We start from the raw sequence: 19,822 nt of genomic DNA, 5'->3' as shown, positions 1-19,822 counted from the left end.
TATGGGAAAAGTAAAGTACCACCTTCTGGCAAGTTTGTTAGGCTGCCTGCTGCTGGCTTACTCAGCGTGCGCTCAAAGTCTTCGTGAATCAAGTGGAATGCCGGACCGACCCAACATCGTTATCCTCTATGCGGATGATATGGGGTATGGCGATTTGGGAGTGCAGAATAAAAAGTCAAAAATACCGACACCGAATCTGGACAAGCTAGCGGCCGAGGGAATGCGATTCACCAACGCCCACAGCTCATCGGGTATCTGCACCCCCAGCCGCTACGCCCTGCTTACGGGTCGTTACCACTGGCGAAAATTCCACGGTATCGTCGATTCCTGGGATGCGTCTGTGTTCGACAAAGCCGAGATGACCTTGCCCGAAATGCTACAACAGAATGACTACCGGACGGCCTGCGTGGGAAAATGGCACCTCGGCTGGGACTGGGCCGCCATTCGAAAAGCCGGCGCCGAATCCGTCACGGTCAATAATAAGAAAACCTGGGAGCCAGACGCTTTCGACTGGACCAGACCGATACCTGACGGACCTACGGCCCACGGCTTCGACTACTACTACGGCGATGACGTACCCAATTTCCCGCCCTATGCCTGGTTGGAAAACGATCGCGTGGTGGACGCCCCGACTGTCATGCTGACTGTCACTGAAAAAACGCTGGAAGGAAATTGGGAGGCACGACCCGGCCCCGCCCGCAAGGACTGGGACTTCTATGATGTCATGCCTGCCAACACCAAAAAAGCGGTGGAATGGATCAAAGAACAGAAGCAGAATTCTCCGGGCCGCGTTCGGCCCTTTTTCCTGTATTTTGCTTTCACGTCACCCCATGCCCCCATCGTCCCCACCAAAGAATGGCAGGGCAAATCGGGCGCAGGTGCGTACGGCGATTTCATGATGCAAAGCGACTGGAGTGCCGGACAGGTACTTGAAGCGCTGAAAGAAAACGGCTTCGCCGAAAACACTATTGTTATTTTCACCTCCGACAATGGCCCTGAACACTACGCTTTCGACCGGGTCAGGAATTTTGAGCATTATAGCATGGGACCGCTACGGGGCGTGAAAAGAGATGTTTGGGACGGTGGCCACCGTATCCCGTTCGTCGTAAAATGGCCCGGTCTGGTTAAGCCCGGCACGGTTTCGGATGGGCTCATCAGCCAAATCGACATCATGGCTACGCTGGCGGATTTTTTAAAAATAAAACTACCTGGTGAAGCCGCCGAAGATAGCTTCAGTCAGCTTCAATTACTGCGGGGGAAAGCTTCCTCTGCCCGTCCGAGTATGGTGCACAATACGTATGACAAATACGCCATTCAGAAAGACAACTGGGTGTACATCGATGCCAAGGACGGCGAGCATTCCAAAATGCCCGACTGGTTCCGAACCAGAGAAAAGTACCCGGCCGACAATGCTTTCGGGGTGTTACTGTACAATCTGAACAAGGATGTTTCGCAACGCGAGAATCTGCTCTCCAGGTACCCAGCGAAGGCAAAAGCGCTTCGGGAGGAACTGAATAAAATTCGCCGGGTCAATTGATTTTATCTGGCACATTTCCTTTCGCTTTTACTAAAATCGAGTACCGACACTGACTCAAGACAGCGATTTCCGCCTATAGCAGGCAGGTGCCCCAAGGGTACTTTGCCTCCGTTTCGATGGTAATTTTGGCACCTGGAATACCGGTTCACTCTCTTTCCTTAGAAGTGCTTTCATGACCCGGACATCCATTGTTTTGGAAATAGGTAGTTGATACAGGCTCAAAACGGTGGGTTCGATACCTACATTGAAGGTAGGTGGTATGCCCTCGCATGATTGCTTAAAATCAGGCCCGTTTGCCAGCAGACGAATGTTTGTTTCGTGGGGACTCGGATCACCGTGTCCGGCCACACCGCCCGCAAAGCCGGTCCCCGCATACCTGTTGGCGTTCCGGGCATCGTTCCAGTTAGTTGCTACCGGAGTACCTCCCGAACACTTTCCTCCGTCGTAAAACCATTGCAGAGTCTTCAAAACAGAGTTACAAAGGAGATTATTTGAAATCAGTCTAAATAATATCTTTAAATCCTTGCATCTTTTACTTCCTAGGCCTTCCTTTGTGCTATTATTTATAACAAGTCTAAATAAAGAGACATTTTATCCTATCGATTCTTTACTTATCACCATTTCTGATAGATCAAGCTATAAAGAGGTAATGGTAGCAAAGAACTCCGGACCTGGTAGTTTCCCTATGATGGCCCAAATGTCATCTTACTATATGAAAGCAGTTTTTACCCTTCTTTTAGTAACAATAGTCCATTTTACCGGCCTATCGCAGACTGCGACGGTAAGAGGTAAAGTGTTTTCCAGAGAAAACGGCGGCGTAGGGTATGCAAGCATTAAACTGACCCATTGCGACAAAGCCGTGGTCGCTGATCATAATGGCTTTTTTACGTTTGAGGATATACCCTTTGGGCAGGAAGAGCTCATTGTAACATCGGTTGAGATGGAATTGCAGCGTATACCCCTAAGAGTGAATAAGTCGCTGGTAGAATTGTCCGTAATAGCCAAGCCGAAGAACATTAATTTAAATGAAGTACTTATCACCCAAAAATCGGAGAAAAAAGAAATAGAAACGAAGGGGTTTGCGGTCAATGTCATTGAAACCAGAGAGGTAGCCCAGCGAAATTTCCAAACCAACGAACTCTTGGACCGAACCGCAGGGATTAGAGTGCGCCAAAACGGGGGATTGGGCTCAGCCGTAAGCTATAACCTGAATGGCATGTCTGGCAACTCAGTCCGTATATTTATTGACGGCATTTCGGCTTCCACCTATGGGGAGTCCTTCAGCTTAAACAGCATTCCGCCGGCACTTATCGAGAGAATTGAAGTCTACAAAGGTGTCATCCCTGCTCATCTGGCGGATGACGCATTGGGAGGAGCCATCAACGTCATTCTCAAGAAGGGATCTGTCAATAACCTGACGGCCTCTGTTTCCTACGGGTCATTTAACACATTACAGGCCAACTTCAACGGAACCTACCGTAACGAAAAAAACGGCTTTACGGTCAGGGCATCGGCCTTTCACAACTATTCGAATAATGACTACGAAGTATGGGGCAAATTCGTAAGGAATATCCTTCCCAATGGACGCTATGAATACGTGAGGGCCAGAAGATTCAATGATGCCTACCGCTCCACGGGAGGGCAAATCCAGCTGGGCTTTACTAATGTTCGCTGGGCCGACCAGTTCATGATCGGGTTCAATGGTTCGGATGACTTCAATGAGATACAGCATGGCACGTACATGTCAATCCCTTACAAAGGTCGAACAAGCGAGTCGCAGTCGGCGGTGTTGAGTTTAAATTATATAAAAAAGAATTTCCTCACCAAGGGACTCGAACTTAACGTAAACGGAATGCTCAGCCAGCGCGCTCAGGTAGTGAGCGACACAGTAAAGTGGAACTACAACTGGTTCGGAGAAAGAAGCATAGGCCTGAACGGTGACCCCATCCTGCGCCCCACCGGCGCCCAGCAGGGAGCGCCCACCATCAATCATATTGACAGGAACGTAAGTACTTTTCGGGCGGGCCTCAACTACGATCTGACTGCCAACCATCGTTTTATCCTCAATCATATCTACTACGCCATCGACCGGAGAGAGCAGGATTTTATGCGTACGGAAACCGAAAGAGATTTCATCGGCACCCGAAATCTGGAGAAAAACATCACGTCGGTGGCCTATGAACTGAAAGCCTTCAATTCAAAATTGAAAAACAGTCTTTTCGGGAAATTCTACCAGCAGGGAATCGCACGTATGGACCCGGCCCTGAGGATGGTGGATGGAAAGCCTGCCCGGATCGAAAACCGCACAACGAGCAGCAAAACAGCCACCGGCTACGGGATGGCCATGTCCTTCGCCATCACACCACGATACACCATACTGGCCTCAGCCGAAAAAGCCGTACGATTACCTTCTGAAAATGAAGTATTTGGTAATCCAGGCGACAATATTGTCGAAAACTTCGGCATCCGTCCCGAAGTAAGCAACAACCTGAATGTGGGGCTGAATGCAGGTACTTTTTATGCCGGAAAACACAAATATTCCTTTACTGTTTCGGGATTCATACGTGACACCCGTGATAAGATAACCCAGAGAATCAACCCCAGGCTCAACGATGCCCTGCAAACTAATCCGTACGAAAATATCGGTAGGAACAAGGCGATAGGATTTGAAGCGGATGCCCGGTATACCCATGACAACAACCTGACGGTGGGTCTCAACATGTCAAAATTCAACTCGGTGTTCAATGTGCGTTACGACCCCAACGGAAGAGAGTACGACTATTACAACAAACAACTTCCCAACGAACCCTTCTGGACTGCCAATAGTAACATCCAGTACACCCTGAGGGATATTTTCATTAAAAAAGCCGCCCTGAATCTCTACTACAGTTTCCATTTTGTGGAGCGGTTCTACACTACGTGGCTGGATATTGAAGACTTCCGCACCCCGCGGCAATACATCCAGGACGTTGGCATAAGCTACGCCTTTCCGCAAAGCAGGTTCGTGATAACAGCCGATGCCAAAAACATCTTTGACCGTCAGGCTTACGACAACTTTGCCGTCCAGAAACCAGGCCGTGCCTTCTATTTGAAGGTCAACTATTTAATCAATAATTTGTACTAATTCAGGTAATACACTATGAAAACACAACTCGGAAATTTATTACGCTATATTACTGCCTTCGCCTTTCTTACCTTGGCAAGCTGTGAAAAATCTGACTCTCCCAACCCGGTTGACCCACCTGTTGACGAAGATCGCTGGATCACCGTGGCGGGTGCTCTGATGGGCACCAATCCTGGCGACGGGAATGGTGGTACCATGGTATATTCCGTCAGTAAGGAAGATGCACGGAATCCAGCGGTATCCATCAGCGTGTACGACGATGGAATGGCGGTCAAATCAAACAGAACCGCCCGCCTGCAATCGTCCGAAGACGGCAAGACGCTTTTCAATATTGCCTACACAGGCGACAACGGCGGTGAGTTTTCGAGATACAAAGTCAATGGTGCCGGCAGTTTCGTTCAGGAGGATGTTACCGTCAACATCTCTCAGTACGCAAGTACCTCGCCGCGCTGGTTGAAATTATTCGATGGAGACAAAACGGGTATTGCCGTAAACGTGGCCGATATCGCCGCCAACAATGCTGCGGACAAAACTCAACCTTTCAAATATTACCGAGGTACGGCCACGGTGCTGGCGCTCGATCTTCAGGGAGTACTGATCAGAGGGTATAAGCAATACCAGATTCCTCTGTCGGCCGGGGAGGAACTACAGGGCCATAGTATTTTCCGGCTGGATGGACCCGTACTGAACAAAGCTCAGGACAAATTGATTATCGGAACCTGGATGCGTAAAACCAACCCGGCTACCGGATTGACTGAGAGTTCTTTCGACCGCCTGGGGAGCAAGTCAGTGGTAGTAGACTACCCTTCACTCGAAAACCCCAAAGTGATCAGTTCGACCGTCGGATTTGGCGACAATAGTGGCTATCGGAGCCACAATTCCTTCCTGGCAACTGATGGAAATATCTATCAGGCTACACAGCGTGACAGCAAAGGCTCTCACATTCTGCGCATCAATCAGAATAACGACTATGACAATTCGTATGTATTTAGCTTGGATGCCGCATTAGGGGCTAAAAACGTGTATGTCGACAGCTGGAAATATGCCGGTGATGGAATCGCCTATGCAATGTACACTCAGGAAGGCTCGACCCAGGGGTACATTGCCCGCCTGGACCTGAACGCCAAAACCGCCACCAAAGTGAACATTGATTATGATCCCGCCCTGGATTTTGGCCAATATCAGGGGATACTCGTCAGCGGCGATGAGGTGTTTGTGGCCGTCACTCCCGTAGGGAAGGATGGGAATATTTATATCTTCAATAAAAACACAGGAGCCGTTACCAAAGGGGCAAAGCTGGTCAATAAAGCCGGCAACCACTACATTGGTGTTTTTTGATAGGTAGTTTGTAAGCATAAGGGACTGCCTTGTCATGCTTGAATAACTGGAAGGCAGTCCTTAATGTATTTTTAAAATGCCCCGGATTTAGCTAAACAGATTGCTCACGCAAATTCAATAAATTCATAGTAATCGCTTAATCAAAATGAAAATCAAACTGTTCTTCACCTTTTCGCTTCTCCTGGCAGGAGTTTCCCTTTCTGCGCAGAATATCTTTCACAGCCGGGAGTTCTGGGCCTCCAAACCGTCGGTCGACATCGTCAAACAAAAAATGGCCGAAGGGAATAATATCCTGGAAATGGGGCCCGGTGGCTGGGATGGTCCGCTGCTGTCCATCATGGCCGACTGCGACTACGAAACCATCAAATACGTCCTGGATCAACCGGGGATCGACGTCAATGTTGTCACGCACCATTCTAACAACTACTTGATGTGGACTACACAGAAAGGCAATGTACCGGTAATGAAACTTTTGCTGGACAAAGGTTCCAAAACGGATATCATCAACAGCCACGGACAGTCCTTTTTGATGCACGCTGCCCTCAGCGGAAAGGCTGATCCTGAGATGTATGACTTGTGCCTTCAGAATGGGGGCGATATCAAAAACGACAAAGATGAGCAGGGACGCAATGTCATGCTCACCGCCATTGGAGGTTTGAAGGATTTGTCTTTCTTGAACTACTTCACCAGCAAAGGCTTAACCCTGAATGACACGGATAATGATGGCAACGGGCTGTTTCATTATGCGGTTGTAGGTGGAAACACCGGAACGCTCCAGGAACTGGTGAAGATGGGGGTGAGTTATGCTCCGAATTTAAAAGGAGAAAACGCTTTCTCTTTCATTGGCCGGGGCCGCGGCGCGAAGCTGAATCTGGCACTGCTACAGTATCTCAAAAGTTTGGGTCTGGACCCAAAAGTACCATCGGCAAACGGACAAACCCTGGCTCATACCCTGGCCCGCACGGGTGCGGAGGAGCCGGTTTTGCAATTCTTAATTGAAAACGACATCGACCTTTCACAGGCTGATAAGGAAGGCAACACACCGCTAATGCTGGCGGCTGCCCGTGGGAATGCTCCTTTTATTAACTTTTGGCTGGCCAAAAACGATATCAACGCGACAAACAACGCCGGCCAGTCGGCACTTACGCAGGCGGTCGCGAACAATTCGGCAGAAATAGTGAAACTGTTGATTGAAAAAGGGGCAAAAACGGATGTGAAAGATGAGGATGGCAACGATCTGTATGGCACCCTTATCAGCTCGTACCGGAAGGGTAGAGGGAGCGTACAAAGAGCCACCGAGATTATGGATTTACTCAACGCTTCGGGCCTCGAAATGCCCCGAAATGGTAAGCTGATCCATACCGCTCTTGATAAAGATGACACAGACCTGATGGCGACACTCATCAAATCAGGGGAAGATATCAACGCCAAAGACAAAGACGGTTATACGATCCTTCACTACGCAAGTATGAAGTCCAAAGATCTGGATTTGCTGAAGTTTTTGATTGACAATGGGGCCAACGCCAAGCTAAAAACAGAACTGGATGAATCGGTACTTGACCTGATTGCCGAAAATGAAGTATTGGGTAAGCAGGAACTGAACCTTGATTTTCTTAAAAAATAATGATGAATAAGTTGAATAAATTACCAATCGTCTTTTTTGCTTTCGCAGTCACGGCTTTCTCCTTCTCAGGTTTCAGAACACCGCCTGCACAAGTTTCATTTAAGTGCTTGGTTCAACTCACCAACTATTCCGGAGAAGGTGCCTATGTGGTAGTTTCGCTGATTGACAGCAAAGGAAAGTACAAAAAGACTTTGCAGATTTTCGGGAAGGAAAAACGCTGGTACGACGACCTTACCTCCTGGTTTAACTACTATACTTCAGCCAAAGAAAATGTGGACGGCGTTTCGGGAGCTTCCATCACGGCGGGCGGTCGTAAGGTTTTTTCGATAAATACGGATGATACTGTGTTTAACAAAGGGTACAAGCTACGCTTTGAAACTGCCGTAGAGAACAAAGAGTACGAGGAAAAAGACGTGGAAATGGATTTTTCGGAAGTGAATGTCGGCAAGACCGTTTCGGGCACCGGATACATTCGTTACGTGAAGCTGATTAAAAACCCCTGATTTTGATGGCTAAATTTTGGCGGCAGCTGCACTTCGTGTCTACGGTAGTAGCCGGGCTTTTCATCTTTTTGGCCTCCGTAACCGGTTGCATTCTGGCTGTTGAACCGTGGTTCCTCAGCCAGAATGCAGTGTCCGGAGCTGCGAACCCAGATTTAAAACTTGTTGATTTTCAGAGTAAGCTTTCAGAGAACTTTTTAGAAGTTTTTAGCTTTGAGAAAGACGCCTACGGCAATATTAAGGTAGAGGGCATCGGACTCGAAGAAGAAGGTACCTTATTTGTCAGTGCGGAGTCGGGCTCAGTCTTACAGCCCCCGCCCAAACTATCCCGGCTTTTTGACACCAGTCGTGACCTGCACCGCTCTCTTTTCCTGAAAACGCCGGGCCGTATTTTAGTCGGTCTGGCAGCGCTCGCCCTGGTCTTTTTGTCCATCAGTGGCATCGGGCTTCATATCAAACGGGCAGGCGGGTTACGGTCTGTTCTAAAATCTATCAGAATTCTGGAGCTTAGGCGCGACGGTCATGCCCGCTGGAGTCGCCTGTTTCTGGTTCCTATTCTGATTGTGGCGGTTTCCGGGCTATATCTTTCCGTTGTCCGGTTTGCCCCCACGCCTCCCAATGCGGCCCTATCGCCTGCCAGTGCAACGCCGCTCGATCAGATTCTGCTGAGCGACGTCAGACAGGTTGCTTATCCCGTAATGGAAGAAGAACCTCTGGTGATCGAACTTGCTGACCGGATTCTGTACTTTGATCAGGCGCAAAACATACCAACGCGCGCTGAGCAAGTACCCTGGAGCGAGCAAATGCGCGCCGTCAATTTCGTGCTGCATACGGGCGAAGGTGCCCCCGTATGGACGGGCTTTCTGCTCCTGACTTCGCTGGTGATGGTTTTTCTGAGCTTCACAGGCTTTCAGATGGTGGTCGAAAGGTTACGCCTGAAAAAGCACAGAACCGTTCCGGACGCAAACGCCGACACAATTATTCTGGTAGGCTCGGAAACGGGGCACACGTGGCGCTTTGCCGATGCGCTGGAGGAAGCTTTTACCCGACAGGGCATCCAGGTCTGCACGCTTGGAATGGAGAACCTGCCCAAGGTGACCTCTGCTAAAACGCTGCTGTTCCTGACCTCCACGTACGGAGATGGTGATGCTCCGGAAAATGCACAGGGAGTATTGAAGCGCCTCAATGCCTGCCTCTCAGGGGCTGATTCGATAAAATTCAGTGTTCTGGGTTTTGGTTCGAGCGAATATCCCGCATTCTGCGCTTTTGCCGAAGTACTCAGATACACCTTGGCAGCCATTGAGAATACCAGGGAAATTGCTCCCTATTCTACCGTAGACAATCAGTCAGCGGTTCAATTTATCGACTGGGTGAGAGCGCTGAACAAAAATCTGAACATCGATTTAAGCATCGACACCTCAAGACTCCATCCGGTTCGAAAAAAAGGTCTGGAATCGTTTCAAATCAGGGAGAAAGCAGAGCAGGAAGACACCTTTTTGCTGCGAATCCTCCACGACAAAAACCTGGGTATCCGTTCGGGCGATTTATTGGGAGTTTACCCTCCCGATGAAAACATCGAGCGGTATTATTCCATTGCTTCTGTCAGCCCCACGGAACTCTTGCTGGTAATAAAGCGAACAGGCCTTTGCTCTAACTTTTTGGGTAGCCTGGCAGCCGGGGACCGATTTGAAGGCTACATCAAAGCCAATTCAGCATTCTATGAGCCTGTCGACGAAAAACCGGCGCTGCTGGTTGCCAATGGAACAGGAATAGCTCCTTTTCTGGGCCAACAGTCGTCAAATAGCCAATTGTTCTGGGGCGGCAAATATCAAACAGACTTCAAGTTGTTCGAAAAGTACTGCTCCATAAATAGCCCTTACCTTGCCTTTTCGAGAGAAAAAGAGAAGGCTTACGTGCAGGATTTGCTGCTTTGCCGGGAAGCAGATGTCGTGAAGGTTTTGAAAGAAAACGGTACGATCAAGATCTGCGGCTCACTGACCATGCTGAAAGGCGTATTGGACACAGTTGAAAAAATTGCGGCTTCAAACGCGCTGCCTTCAACCGAAGAACTCAGGAAAAGCGGCCGGATAGTAACGGATTGTTACTAAGCGTATCCATCTGTCCTGCTTCCGGCAGGTGGGCACCTGGCCCAGGCTCCTGATTTTCAGGCATACACAAAGAGGAGAATGTCAGTCAGGGCTTGATAAAAATTTAATACAGCCTTTCTTTTATTCTGCAACACGCGTCGGTTTACTCTGGCGCGTGTTTTTGCTTTAATAGCCCTCAAGACACTTCTTACCAGGCCCCCCTCCCTTATCGAGGTCAGAAATCTTATAAAATTTCTGAAAAAATCATCATATCAAGTAAGTGATCCTTTTGTAAAAGCACTCTTGTAAGCACAAGGCTTTCCCATTCCGCATCCTATGCCCGTACCTAACAACGAAGAAATACAGCCCGATCCGTCGCCGTTTGGTAAGTCGGAAAAACTGACGAGTAACCAGTTCGACGACCGGGAAATGTTTATCCGGCAGACTTTCGAACAGGATCCCCGGGCGGGCTTTGAATTATTGTTCCGGCGTTATTACCAGCCGCTGTATAGCCATGCTACCCGATTTCTGTACTCGCCCGATGTAGCGGGCGATATAGTAAGCGAAGTCTTTCTGAATTTTTGGCAGAAGAAAATCTATCTCAACGTCACTACCTCATATCGCCTCTACTTACTAACGTCAGTCCGCTATGCAGCTTTGGCGCATTTGCGCCGGGAATTCCGGCATGAATCGCTGGACGACTCGGAAGCACAGAAATTGGCTTTCCAGTCTCCCTCGGCCGAGAACACGATTCTGTTCGATGAATTGTATCTGGCTATTCAGCAGGGGGTGAAGTCGCTGCCGCCGAAAGGGCAGCGGGTATTTATGCTAAGCCGATTCGAGGGAAAGTCACACGCCGAGATTGCCGAGGAGTTATCGATTTCATACAAAACGGTGGAAGTACATATTTATCGGGCTCTGCGGGTACTGCGAAACATCATAGACGACTTGTAAGACCTCCTCTTAAAACATCATAAATGCCTTTTTATACCTATGAATCAGATCATTAACCGGGAGTTGCTGTTTTTATACTGGTCTGGACTCGCCACGCCCATGCAGCAGAAGCTCATTGTACGCTGGCTGGAAGACCCTTCCCATCAGGAAACGTTTTACCAATGGCTGATCGAATGGGAGGAGCTGCATCCCCAGGCACTGGGTGACTCAGAGGATGCCTGGACCAGCCTGACTCAACAACTCGAAAAGCAAGGCGAAACTACCCCGGCGTACCATATTTATAAACAAACCCCACGTACCTGGCTAGGCATTTTTCGCTGGTGGACGGTGGCGGCCAGTCTGGTCCTGATCGGCGGACTGTCTTTCCTATTGCGCGAAAGGCTTTTTTACACTACGCATCAGACGGGCAACGGCGAAATCATTTCCCTGCAATTGCCCGATGGTAGCCGGGCCACGCTGAATGCCAACTCCGAATTACGCGTCCCGGCCCTGTTCTTACCCTACTGCGACCGAACCGTCAAACTGGCTGGTGAAGCCGACTTTTCGGTAACTCACCGCAGCAATAAGCAGCGGTTCGTGGTCGAGACTTCCAGTGAAGTCAATGTAGTGGTGTTAGGTACCGAATTCGTAGTCCGCTCCAGAAAAGATCGGTTTCGGGTGGCATTGCATACCGGGAAAATCGCCCTCGAGCAACGCACCCGGCAGGGCGACAAACCAGTGGTTACGCTACGGCCCGGTGATGTGGCCTACACCGATAGTGGTAAAGACCGGCAACTGCAACTGATGTCACACCAACCCACCCGTGAATTGGCGGCCTGGCAGGAACACCTGTTTGTGTTCGACCACCATTCCTTGTCTGAAGTACTGCTGATGCTTAAGGAGCAATTTGGTGAGTCCATCAAACTGGAAAACGCCTCGCTGGCTACCTACCAGATAACCGGTCGCTTCCGGGCAGAGCGGGCAGAGGACCTGCTGGAGATTATTACAGAGCTCACCGGCTACAGAATCGAGACGCGTAACAACCAAAAGTACTTAGTCAAATAATTTTTTTCTTTAAGCCTAATCCCTTCCCTGATATGAGGAATATTTCTAAGAGCATAAGACGCTCCTTACGATGGAGTCTTTTTGTACCGCTGTGCCTGACTTTACAGACGGGCTATCCCCAGCTACTGGCCTCGGCACAGCAACCGGGCAACCAGCCGTCCCGGAAGGTTAGTACTTCCGTTTCGCTGCGTTCGGTGCTGCTGGACCTGATGAATCAGGAACAGATCGACATCGTTTTCGACGAACGGTTGTTGGCGGACAAACAAGTCATTAAAAAACCTGCGGCAGCCGATCAATCCGTCGAAAAAACTTTAACCACTCTACTCGAAGGGACAGGCCTGCGTTACAGAAAGATACGTCGGAATACCTATCTGATCCTTAAAAAAGCAGATGCAGGAAAGAGTTCAGCCAATGAGTCCTCAACCCTACCCGAATCTCTTCCGAACTCGAGCCACCCGAGCGGAAGCGTGACCCTTCAGGCTCCCTCGGCCGATGTACCAGTGGCGTCATTGCAAAAGCAATTGGAGCAAATCATCACGGGTAAGGTGACCGACGAAGACGGCTTGGCTCTGCCAGGCGTAAGCATTTTAATAAAAGGAACCCAACGAGGCACAACGACCAATCAGGAGGGACTTTTTTCCCTCGAAGTTCCCGACCAACGCGCCGTGCTGGTTTTCAGCTTTGTAGGCTACGTGGCTCAGGAGGTAGTGGTAGGCGATCGGACCCGCCTCAATATAAGTCTTGCAACTGATACGAAGGCGCTGGAAGAAGTGGTCGTGGTGGGTTATGGTACTGTGAAAAAGAGCGATTTGACGGGTTCGGTAGCTCAGGTGAAAGCCGAAGAGATCAATAGTTTCCCCACGGCCAATCCGTTGCAGGCGCTTTCGGGTCGGGCGGCCGGGGTGCAGGTCACGCAGAACACCGGCGCTCCCGGCGGCGGCATCAGCGTGCGCATCCGGGGTACCAATTCTATCCAGGGCAGCAACGAACCGCTGTACGTAGTGGATGGTTTTCCGATTTTTGGCAGTAACCCAACGATACTCAACAACGCCGACATCGAAAGCGTGGAAGTATTGAAGGATGCCTCGGCGACCGCCATCTACGGGTCGCGGGGGGCCAATGGGGTGGTGATCATCACGACAAAACAAGGCAAAACGGGACGCACGAAAGTTGACTTTGAGACCAGCTACAGCCAGCAAACGTTGCGCAAAAAACTGGATCTGATGAATGGCCGCGAATATGCCACTTTCTACAACCAGCAAGCTGTCAATGACAAGTTGGCCCCCTACTTTACGCCGGATCAGGTCAATGCTTTCGGCGAAGGCTTCGACTGGCAGGATCTGGTTTTTCAGAAGGCTCCCATGAAAACTACTTCGCTGAACATTAACGGCGGAAACGACAAAACCCAGTTTTCGGTGTCGGGCAGCTACTTCGGGCAGGAGGGAATCGTCAAAGGCAGCGATTACAATCGGTATTCGCTGCGTACCAACATCAATCATCAGGTGAGCAAAAAATTCAGCGTGACGCTGTCCAATACTTTGTCCCGTCTAAAAACCGATCGTCGGGATAGCGAGGGTGGTTCACGGGGCAACTCCATGATTTCGGCGGCACTCTCAGCCCCTCCCACGCTCACTCCCTACAACGAGGACGGTACCTATACTAGACTGGCCATCGCCTACCCTTTCGTAGCTACGGATTTAATCAATCCCCTGAATTTCATCAATGAGCAAAGCAGGCAAATCAATGCCAATCGGATACTCACCAATGCCGCTTTGATATTTAACCCCATTCCCGAACTGACGATCAAAATAGCGGGCGGTATCGAAAACCAGGACGACCGTACCGACGAGTACACTACCCGCAATTTTTTCAACTCACCGGGCCGGGCCAGCGTTAGTTCGTACCAGTTTACGAGCCTGCTCAACGAAAACACAATCAGCTACACCAGGACGTTCAACCAGCTGCATAGTTTTTCGGCGGTGGCGGGCTTTACCTACCAGGATTTCACCACCAAAACCCTGGGGGGCAGCGGCAATGGTTTCCTGAGCGACATCACCGAAAGTTTCGATCTCGGATCGGCCATCACGCCCGGCATCCCGGCATCGGGCTATGCCCAATCGGTGCTGGTTTCGTACCTGGGCCGTGCCAATTACAGCTATTCCGATAAGTACCTGCTAACGGCCAGTATCCGCCGGGATGGCTCTTCGCGGTATAGTCCCGGCAACAAATGGGGGTACTTTCCCTCAGCAGCCGTGGCCTGGAAAGTGGCCAACGAAGATTTCCTGAAAAACAGCCCTGATATTTCCGAGCTGAAACTCCGCGCCAGTTGGGGCTTAACGGGTAGTCAGGCCATCGCCGCTTACGCCACCCTCAACGAGCTTAACGCCAACCGGACGGTGTTTGACGATGCCATGTACACCGCCTTCTCGCCCAGTACCCGGCTGCCCGGTAATCTGAAATGGGAAACCACCGAACAACTCGATTTTGGCATTGACCTGGGCCTATTCAAAAACCGGCTGCTGTTTACGGCCGATTACTACATCAAGAATACCCGGGATTTGCTGAATACCGTGAGCCTTCCCTCTTCCCTCGGCTTTACCACGACGATCCAGAACATCGGACAGGTACAGAATAAAGGTTTTGAACTCGGTCTGGATGGTCGCGTGCTGACCGGGGCTTTCAAATGGAACCTCAACGCTAATCTTTCGATCAATCGCAATAAAGTAGTGAAGCTCTACGGGGGTGAAGATATTCTCGGCGGCAATGTCAACGTCGTGGTGATCAATGACGTAACCAGCATTCTGCGGGAAGGGCACCCTATCGGGAGCTTTTGGGGGTACCTTGAAGAAGGATACAATGAGCAGGGACGCATTACCTATCAGGACCTGGACGGCAATGGCACCATCAACCAGAACGATAAAACGTTCATCGGGAATCCTAACCCCAAATTTATCTACGGTCTCAATTCCTCGATGTCGTACAAAGGTTTCGACCTGACGCTGTTCGTACAGGGCGTACAGGGAAATGACCTGCTCAACGTAAGCTCCATTGTCAACACCATGGATCATGGTTTTGGGCTCAACATGACCCGCGACGTTTTTCTGAATAGCTGGACGCCCGAAAACCCAAATTCAAAGTACCCTTTGATCAGTCGCAACACCAACGCCCGGGTGTCCGATCGCTTCGTGGAGGACGGCTCCTACCTGCGGCTGCGGAATATTCAGCTGGCCTACAACGCTCCGGTCGAGAAATGGGGCATTGCCTGGTTACGGAGTGCGCAAATCTACGTGAGCGGGCAGAACCTCCTGACCCTCACCAACTATTCCTGGTGGGACCCGGAGGTGAATTCACGGGGCGGAGCTAATTCTACGGCCCAGGGACTGGATTGGAACAGCTACCCAACGGCCAAATCAACCACCGTCGGACTACGCGTTGGATTTTAAGGTACCCTTTCCTGCCGCTCGATTAATCATTCCAAATCAGAAAATCATGAAAACATCAAAAACATATAGCCGTCTGCTTTCCATTTCTTATCCGGGAAAAATCCTGCTTTGCCTGACCCTGTTGGCTTTGCTGGGTGCCTGTGAAGACGTTCTTGAAGAGAATCCCAAATTCATCGTGGTCGAGAATTTCTTTAACACCGCCGAAGAAGTCGAAGCCGCCGTGAATGCCGTCTATATTCCGTTGCGGGGTACCAACTATACGGTGTACGAAACTACCCTGGAATGCCAAGCCGACTACGCCTACGGCCGGGGTAGCTGGACGCCCCTGCACGAGCACAAAGGCCTGAACGACGCCAATATCAACCGCGTGGCGGGCCTTTGGAACGCCTTTTACCTGAGCATCCGCAACGCCAATCTGGTGATTGCCAACGCCCCGAACGGCACCTCGATCAGTCAGGCCGATATTGATAAGAACGTGGGCGAAGCCAAGTTTCTCCGGGCCTTCAACTACTTCCAGCTGGTACGCAACTGGGCGGGGGTACCTTTACGTACCGAGGCCAACATGACCCAAAACGACCTGAGGAAAAGTACCCCCGAGGAGGTATATGCCCTGATTGTCGCCGACCTGCAGGAAGCCGAACAAAAACTACCCGACCAGGCCACCAAAGTAGGCAAACCGACAAAATGGGCGGCTAAAACCCTGCTGGCCGATGTATACCTCACTCTCGGAAAGTACGCCGAAGCGCGTGACAAAGCCGATGATGTGATCAAAAGCAATAAGTTTTCGCTGGTACCCGTCCAATCGGTCAGCGACTTCCAAACCAAGGTGTTCGGCCCTGAACTGGTCAGTACCTCTGAGGAAATCTTTTACCTGAAATATACCCGCCAGATCAACCAGGGCAACTACATGCTCTGGATCACCAACCATCCAAGTACCAAGCTGTTCAATTTTGGCGGTGCGTATGTGGTGTACGGCTTCACGACCGAATCGTTCTACAAAGGCTGGGATAGCGACGACATCCGCAAAAAAATGTGGGAGCCGGTCAATATTGGTTTGGGAGCCAACACGCTCATCAGTTCGAAATTCGCCGATGCCAACGCCATCAGCCAGCAGGGCGCCGGGAACGACGATCCGGTGTACGGCCTGAACGACGTACTGCTCATCTATGCCGAGGCCGCGGCCCGGGCCGGCAACAGCGTAACGCCCGAAGCAATGGAAGCGCTTAACCGGGTGCATCGCCGCGCCTATGGCAAAGCACCCGCCGCTCCCTCTACGGTGGATTTCAAAGTGGCCGACTTCACGCCCGCCACTTTTATAGATCGGGTGATTCAGGAACGGGCCTACGAATTCTTATATTTGGGTAAACGCTGGCTGGATTTGAAACGAATTGGCAAAGTGAAGGAAACCATCAAAGCCGTGAAAGGCATCGACGTGGCCGACAAACATTTGCTCTGGCCCATTCCCGTTTCAGAATTGAATTTCAATGAAGCCCTGGATCCGGCTACGGATCAAAATCCGGGCTATTAAAATTAATAGCATGACAAAAATGAAAAGACGCTCAGCGCTGGCTTCCCTTGGCTCCATCTCATTGGGTATATCGTCGAAAGACTTTTTGCTTAAAGAGAAAGAAGTACCCGTCAATGCCTTTTACTCGATCAAAAAGCAGACGCTCAAAACCGATATTCTGGTCATTGGCGGTGGCACGGCTGGCGTCATTGCCGCTATCCAGGCGGGACGAGCGGGTAAAAAAACAATTCTGGTCGAAAACGTCAGTCAGTTGGGAGGTACCACCACCACGGGCGGCGTGGCCTACCCGGGCATCTTCTTTGCCTGGGGCAAGCAGGTGATTTCCGGCATCGGTTGGGAACTGGTCAAGGAAGCCGTCGACCTCAACGATGACACCCTGCCCAATTTTTCCATTCCTCACGGCAGAAATCACCCCCGGCACCAGATACGGCTCAATGGACAGCTTTACGCGATGCTCATCGAGGAAAAATGCGTGCAGGCCGGCGTGCACATCCGTTTTTACGAAACTCCAACCAAAATAACGCCCCAGAAAAATGGCTGGCTGGTGGAAACGATAGGAAAAGGGGTCAATACCGAAATCCAGTGCAATCAATTGATCGACTGCACCGGCAATGCTTTCGCCACTACGCTGGCCGGGTACCCGGTTCTGAGGGAAGAGGTAACCCAGCCCGGATCGCTGATGTTCCAGATCGGCGGATATGATTTCGAGAAACTTGACCTGAATCTCATCAAGGAGAAGTACCAGGAGGAAATAAAAAAAGGCACCCTCGATAAGTATGAGTTTCGAAACAATGTGGTAGGCTTACTCAAAAGCCAGGGCGATAACATCAGTCACGTGATGGGGGCTGATTCCACTACCTCGGAGTCGCACACGCTGGCCAATATCCAGGGAAGAGCTTCCCTGCTAAACACAATACGTTTTCTGCGCACGCTGCCCAATCTGGAAAAGTTGAAAATCATTGACGTCCAGAATGAAACCGCCGTACGGGAAACCTACCGGATCGACGGACACTATCAGATTTCGCACGAAGACTACGTGACCGGTAAAATGTTTGATGATGCCGTTTCGTACTCCTACTACCCCATTGATCTGCACGACGAGAAAGGCATCATCCCCAAGCACCTGAACGAAGGCGTGGTACCCACCATTCCGCTGCGGGCGCTGATACCTAAAAACAGCAAGAACCTCATCGTAGCGGGCCGTTGTGTGAGCAGCGACCGCCTGGCAAATTCGGCCCTGCGGGTGCAGGCTTCCTCGATGGGTATGGGACAGGCTGCGGCAGCAGCGGCAGTGCTTGCCCACACGCATGGAACCACGCCTTTGGAGGTACCTTTCGCCGAGCTTAAAAATCTCATTGAATCGCACGGGGGCATCGTACCCGGTTTGGTATAGTGCTTTTCATTTTGAACAATATTCTTGAAAACGATCACCAGAACCCTTCTCTTCCTTTTTACTGGAATTCTGATCCTGTCGGGGTACTTCCCACCCGGCAGGATTCAGTATTCCCACCCTCCTACCCTACCCCTTCCGGTTGATACGGTGCTGTATCAAATCGTGGATTTTAAAGACGATATTGCCAATGATACCCTGGTCCAGTCCCTGTCCAAAGAGGGGTACCCCATCAGCTACACCCGGCATCTGCGGACCGGGGTCTGCTTTGATAATAAATGCCGGCCGCTGGATATCACACTTCACTGGAATGTGACGGGTCGTTACCTGGGATTTGAGCTACCCGAAAAAGAATTTCTCAGTAAGTACGATCACGAACCTTTCACCGAGGCCGAGTACCTCCGTCTGCACGCCATCCTGACGGATTCTTTGTCGGCTCTAAATAATTTTCACTACAACGAAATCGTCCCCACGGCGGATTCGACCTACGAAAAGGTGGATGCGGTGTCGGGCGCCACTTCGGCCAACGTGCTGGAACATGTGGTGGAAGGAGCCGCTTTTACGACTTACAAACTCTGGCACCTCGTGTACGGTACGGCTAAGCAGCAGGCCGAGGCCCTGACGTGCCAGCGGCTCACGCCCGAATTGATCCGGCTTATTCTGAACAGTACCCACCCAAGTGATAAAATCTGGGCTTTAAATCACATCAACGGGTACGTTCAACCTACCCCCGCCCTGCGGCAAGCGGTGCTGTCCTATATTGATGGTAAAGACTACAACCTTACCGAAAGGGCTTTGAATTCGATTACGGCTGCTGATCTGGCATCGGATAACCTGCAAAGTACCCTGGCCCAGAAACTTCTGGAAGCAAATTACAGCACTCAGAAACTCCTGCTTGCCAAACTCAACGAAGCGCCTGCGCTCGACGGAAAAGCCCGGAAGCTATTGGCCAAAAACATCGGCTCTTTCAGCGGACAAGTGATTTCCAATGTGCTGGATTTGTTCCTTCGGCACCACACCACCGATGCGGAAACCTGTCGGGACGTGTCTGACTTGTTGCTGGTTAAAAACCCTTTCATTTCAAAGAAAGCCTATGCCTTTCTTATACAGGCAAATACGAAGGACGCAGGGGTACAAAAGCGGCTCATTCAGTATAAGACTGAGAATAATCTAATCGAGGTGGAATAATCCTGAAACCACTTCATGAGGTTAAAAAGCAGTAAGCCGGACTTCCAGGATGCTTTCGGGAATAA

General features: G+C 50.5%; 13 protein-coding genes. 12 read left to right on the top strand and 1 reads right to left on the bottom strand.

All coding sequences use genetic code 11. The annotated features are described in order from the left end of the window. Position 1: 1 nt before the first annotated feature. Positions 2–1,537, top strand: a complete 1,536-nt coding sequence (locus IE117_RS00815; protein ID WP_229580137.1) for a sulfatase family protein — start codon at positions 2–4, stop codon at positions 1,535–1,537. Between the two features lie 54 nt (positions 1,538–1,591). Here IE117_RS00815 and IE117_RS00810 read toward each other — a convergent pair whose 3' ends face one another. After that, positions 1,592–2,005 carry a hypothetical protein gene (locus tag IE117_RS00810; protein WP_189562447.1) on the bottom strand — a complete coding sequence of 138 codons (414 nt, stop codon included), beginning with the start codon at positions 2,003–2,005 and terminating at the stop codon, positions 1,592–1,594. 244 nt (positions 2,006–2,249) lie between these two features. Between IE117_RS00810 and IE117_RS00805 the strand changes: the two genes are divergently transcribed. From IE117_RS00805 to IE117_RS00755, 11 genes are all read left to right on the top strand, one after another. After that, positions 2,250–4,661 (top strand): TonB-dependent receptor, encoded by a 2,412-nt coding sequence (locus IE117_RS00805; protein WP_229580135.1) that lies wholly within the window; start codon positions 2,250–2,252, stop codon positions 4,659–4,661. Between the two features lie 15 nt (positions 4,662–4,676). Next, positions 4,677–5,999: a DUF4374 domain-containing protein gene (locus IE117_RS00800; RefSeq protein ID WP_189562445.1), complete on the top strand. Its 1,323-nt coding sequence runs from the start codon at positions 4,677–4,679 to the stop codon at positions 5,997–5,999. A gap of 145 nt (positions 6,000–6,144) precedes the next feature. Then, complete coding sequence (locus tag IE117_RS00795; RefSeq protein ID WP_189562443.1) at positions 6,145–7,623, top strand: ankyrin repeat domain-containing protein; 1,479 nt, start codon at positions 6,145–6,147, stop codon at positions 7,621–7,623. Between the two features lie 107 nt (positions 7,624–7,730). Then, positions 7,731–8,126 (top strand): DUF2271 domain-containing protein, encoded by a 396-nt coding sequence (locus IE117_RS00790; protein ID WP_229580132.1) that lies wholly within the window; start codon positions 7,731–7,733, stop codon positions 8,124–8,126. A gap of 5 nt (positions 8,127–8,131) precedes the next feature. Beyond that, positions 8,132–10,231 carry a PepSY domain-containing protein gene (locus tag IE117_RS00785; protein WP_189562441.1) on the top strand — a complete coding sequence of 700 codons (2,100 nt, stop codon included), beginning with the start codon at positions 8,132–8,134 and terminating at the stop codon, positions 10,229–10,231. Between the two features lie 315 nt (positions 10,232–10,546). Continuing rightward, a complete protein-coding gene (locus IE117_RS00780) occupies positions 10,547–11,164 on the top strand; it encodes an RNA polymerase sigma-70 factor (protein WP_189562439.1) in 618 nt (205 codons plus the stop codon). A 39-nt stretch (positions 11,165–11,203) separates the two neighbouring features. Next, a complete protein-coding gene (locus IE117_RS00775; RefSeq protein ID WP_189562437.1) occupies positions 11,204–12,208 on the top strand; it encodes a FecR family protein in 1,005 nt (334 codons plus the stop codon). A 32-nt stretch (positions 12,209–12,240) separates the two neighbouring features. Next, positions 12,241–15,651 carry a SusC/RagA family TonB-linked outer membrane protein gene (locus IE117_RS00770; protein WP_229580130.1) on the top strand — a complete coding sequence of 1,137 codons (3,411 nt, stop codon included), beginning with the start codon at positions 12,241–12,243 and terminating at the stop codon, positions 15,649–15,651. Positions 15,652–15,697: 46 nt separating this feature from the next. Then, on the top strand, positions 15,698–17,179 hold the full coding sequence (locus IE117_RS00765) for a RagB/SusD family nutrient uptake outer membrane protein (RefSeq protein WP_189562435.1): 1,482 nt from the start codon (positions 15,698–15,700) through the stop codon (positions 17,177–17,179). A 19-nt stretch (positions 17,180–17,198) separates the two neighbouring features. Next, entirely contained in the window at positions 17,199–18,572 is a 1,374-nt protein-coding gene (locus IE117_RS00760) for an FAD-dependent oxidoreductase (RefSeq protein ID WP_189562433.1), read from the top strand. A gap of 24 nt (positions 18,573–18,596) precedes the next feature. Continuing rightward, positions 18,597–19,757, top strand: a complete 1,161-nt coding sequence (locus tag IE117_RS00755) for a hypothetical protein (protein ID WP_189562432.1) — start codon at positions 18,597–18,599, stop codon at positions 19,755–19,757. Positions 19,758–19,822 lie beyond the last annotated feature (65 nt).

This window comes from Persicitalea jodogahamensis (assembly GCF_014651615.1).
GTDB lineage: Bacteria > Bacteroidota > Bacteroidia > Cytophagales > Spirosomataceae > Persicitalea > Persicitalea jodogahamensis.
This window is presented reverse-complemented; position numbering and strand designations above follow the sequence as displayed.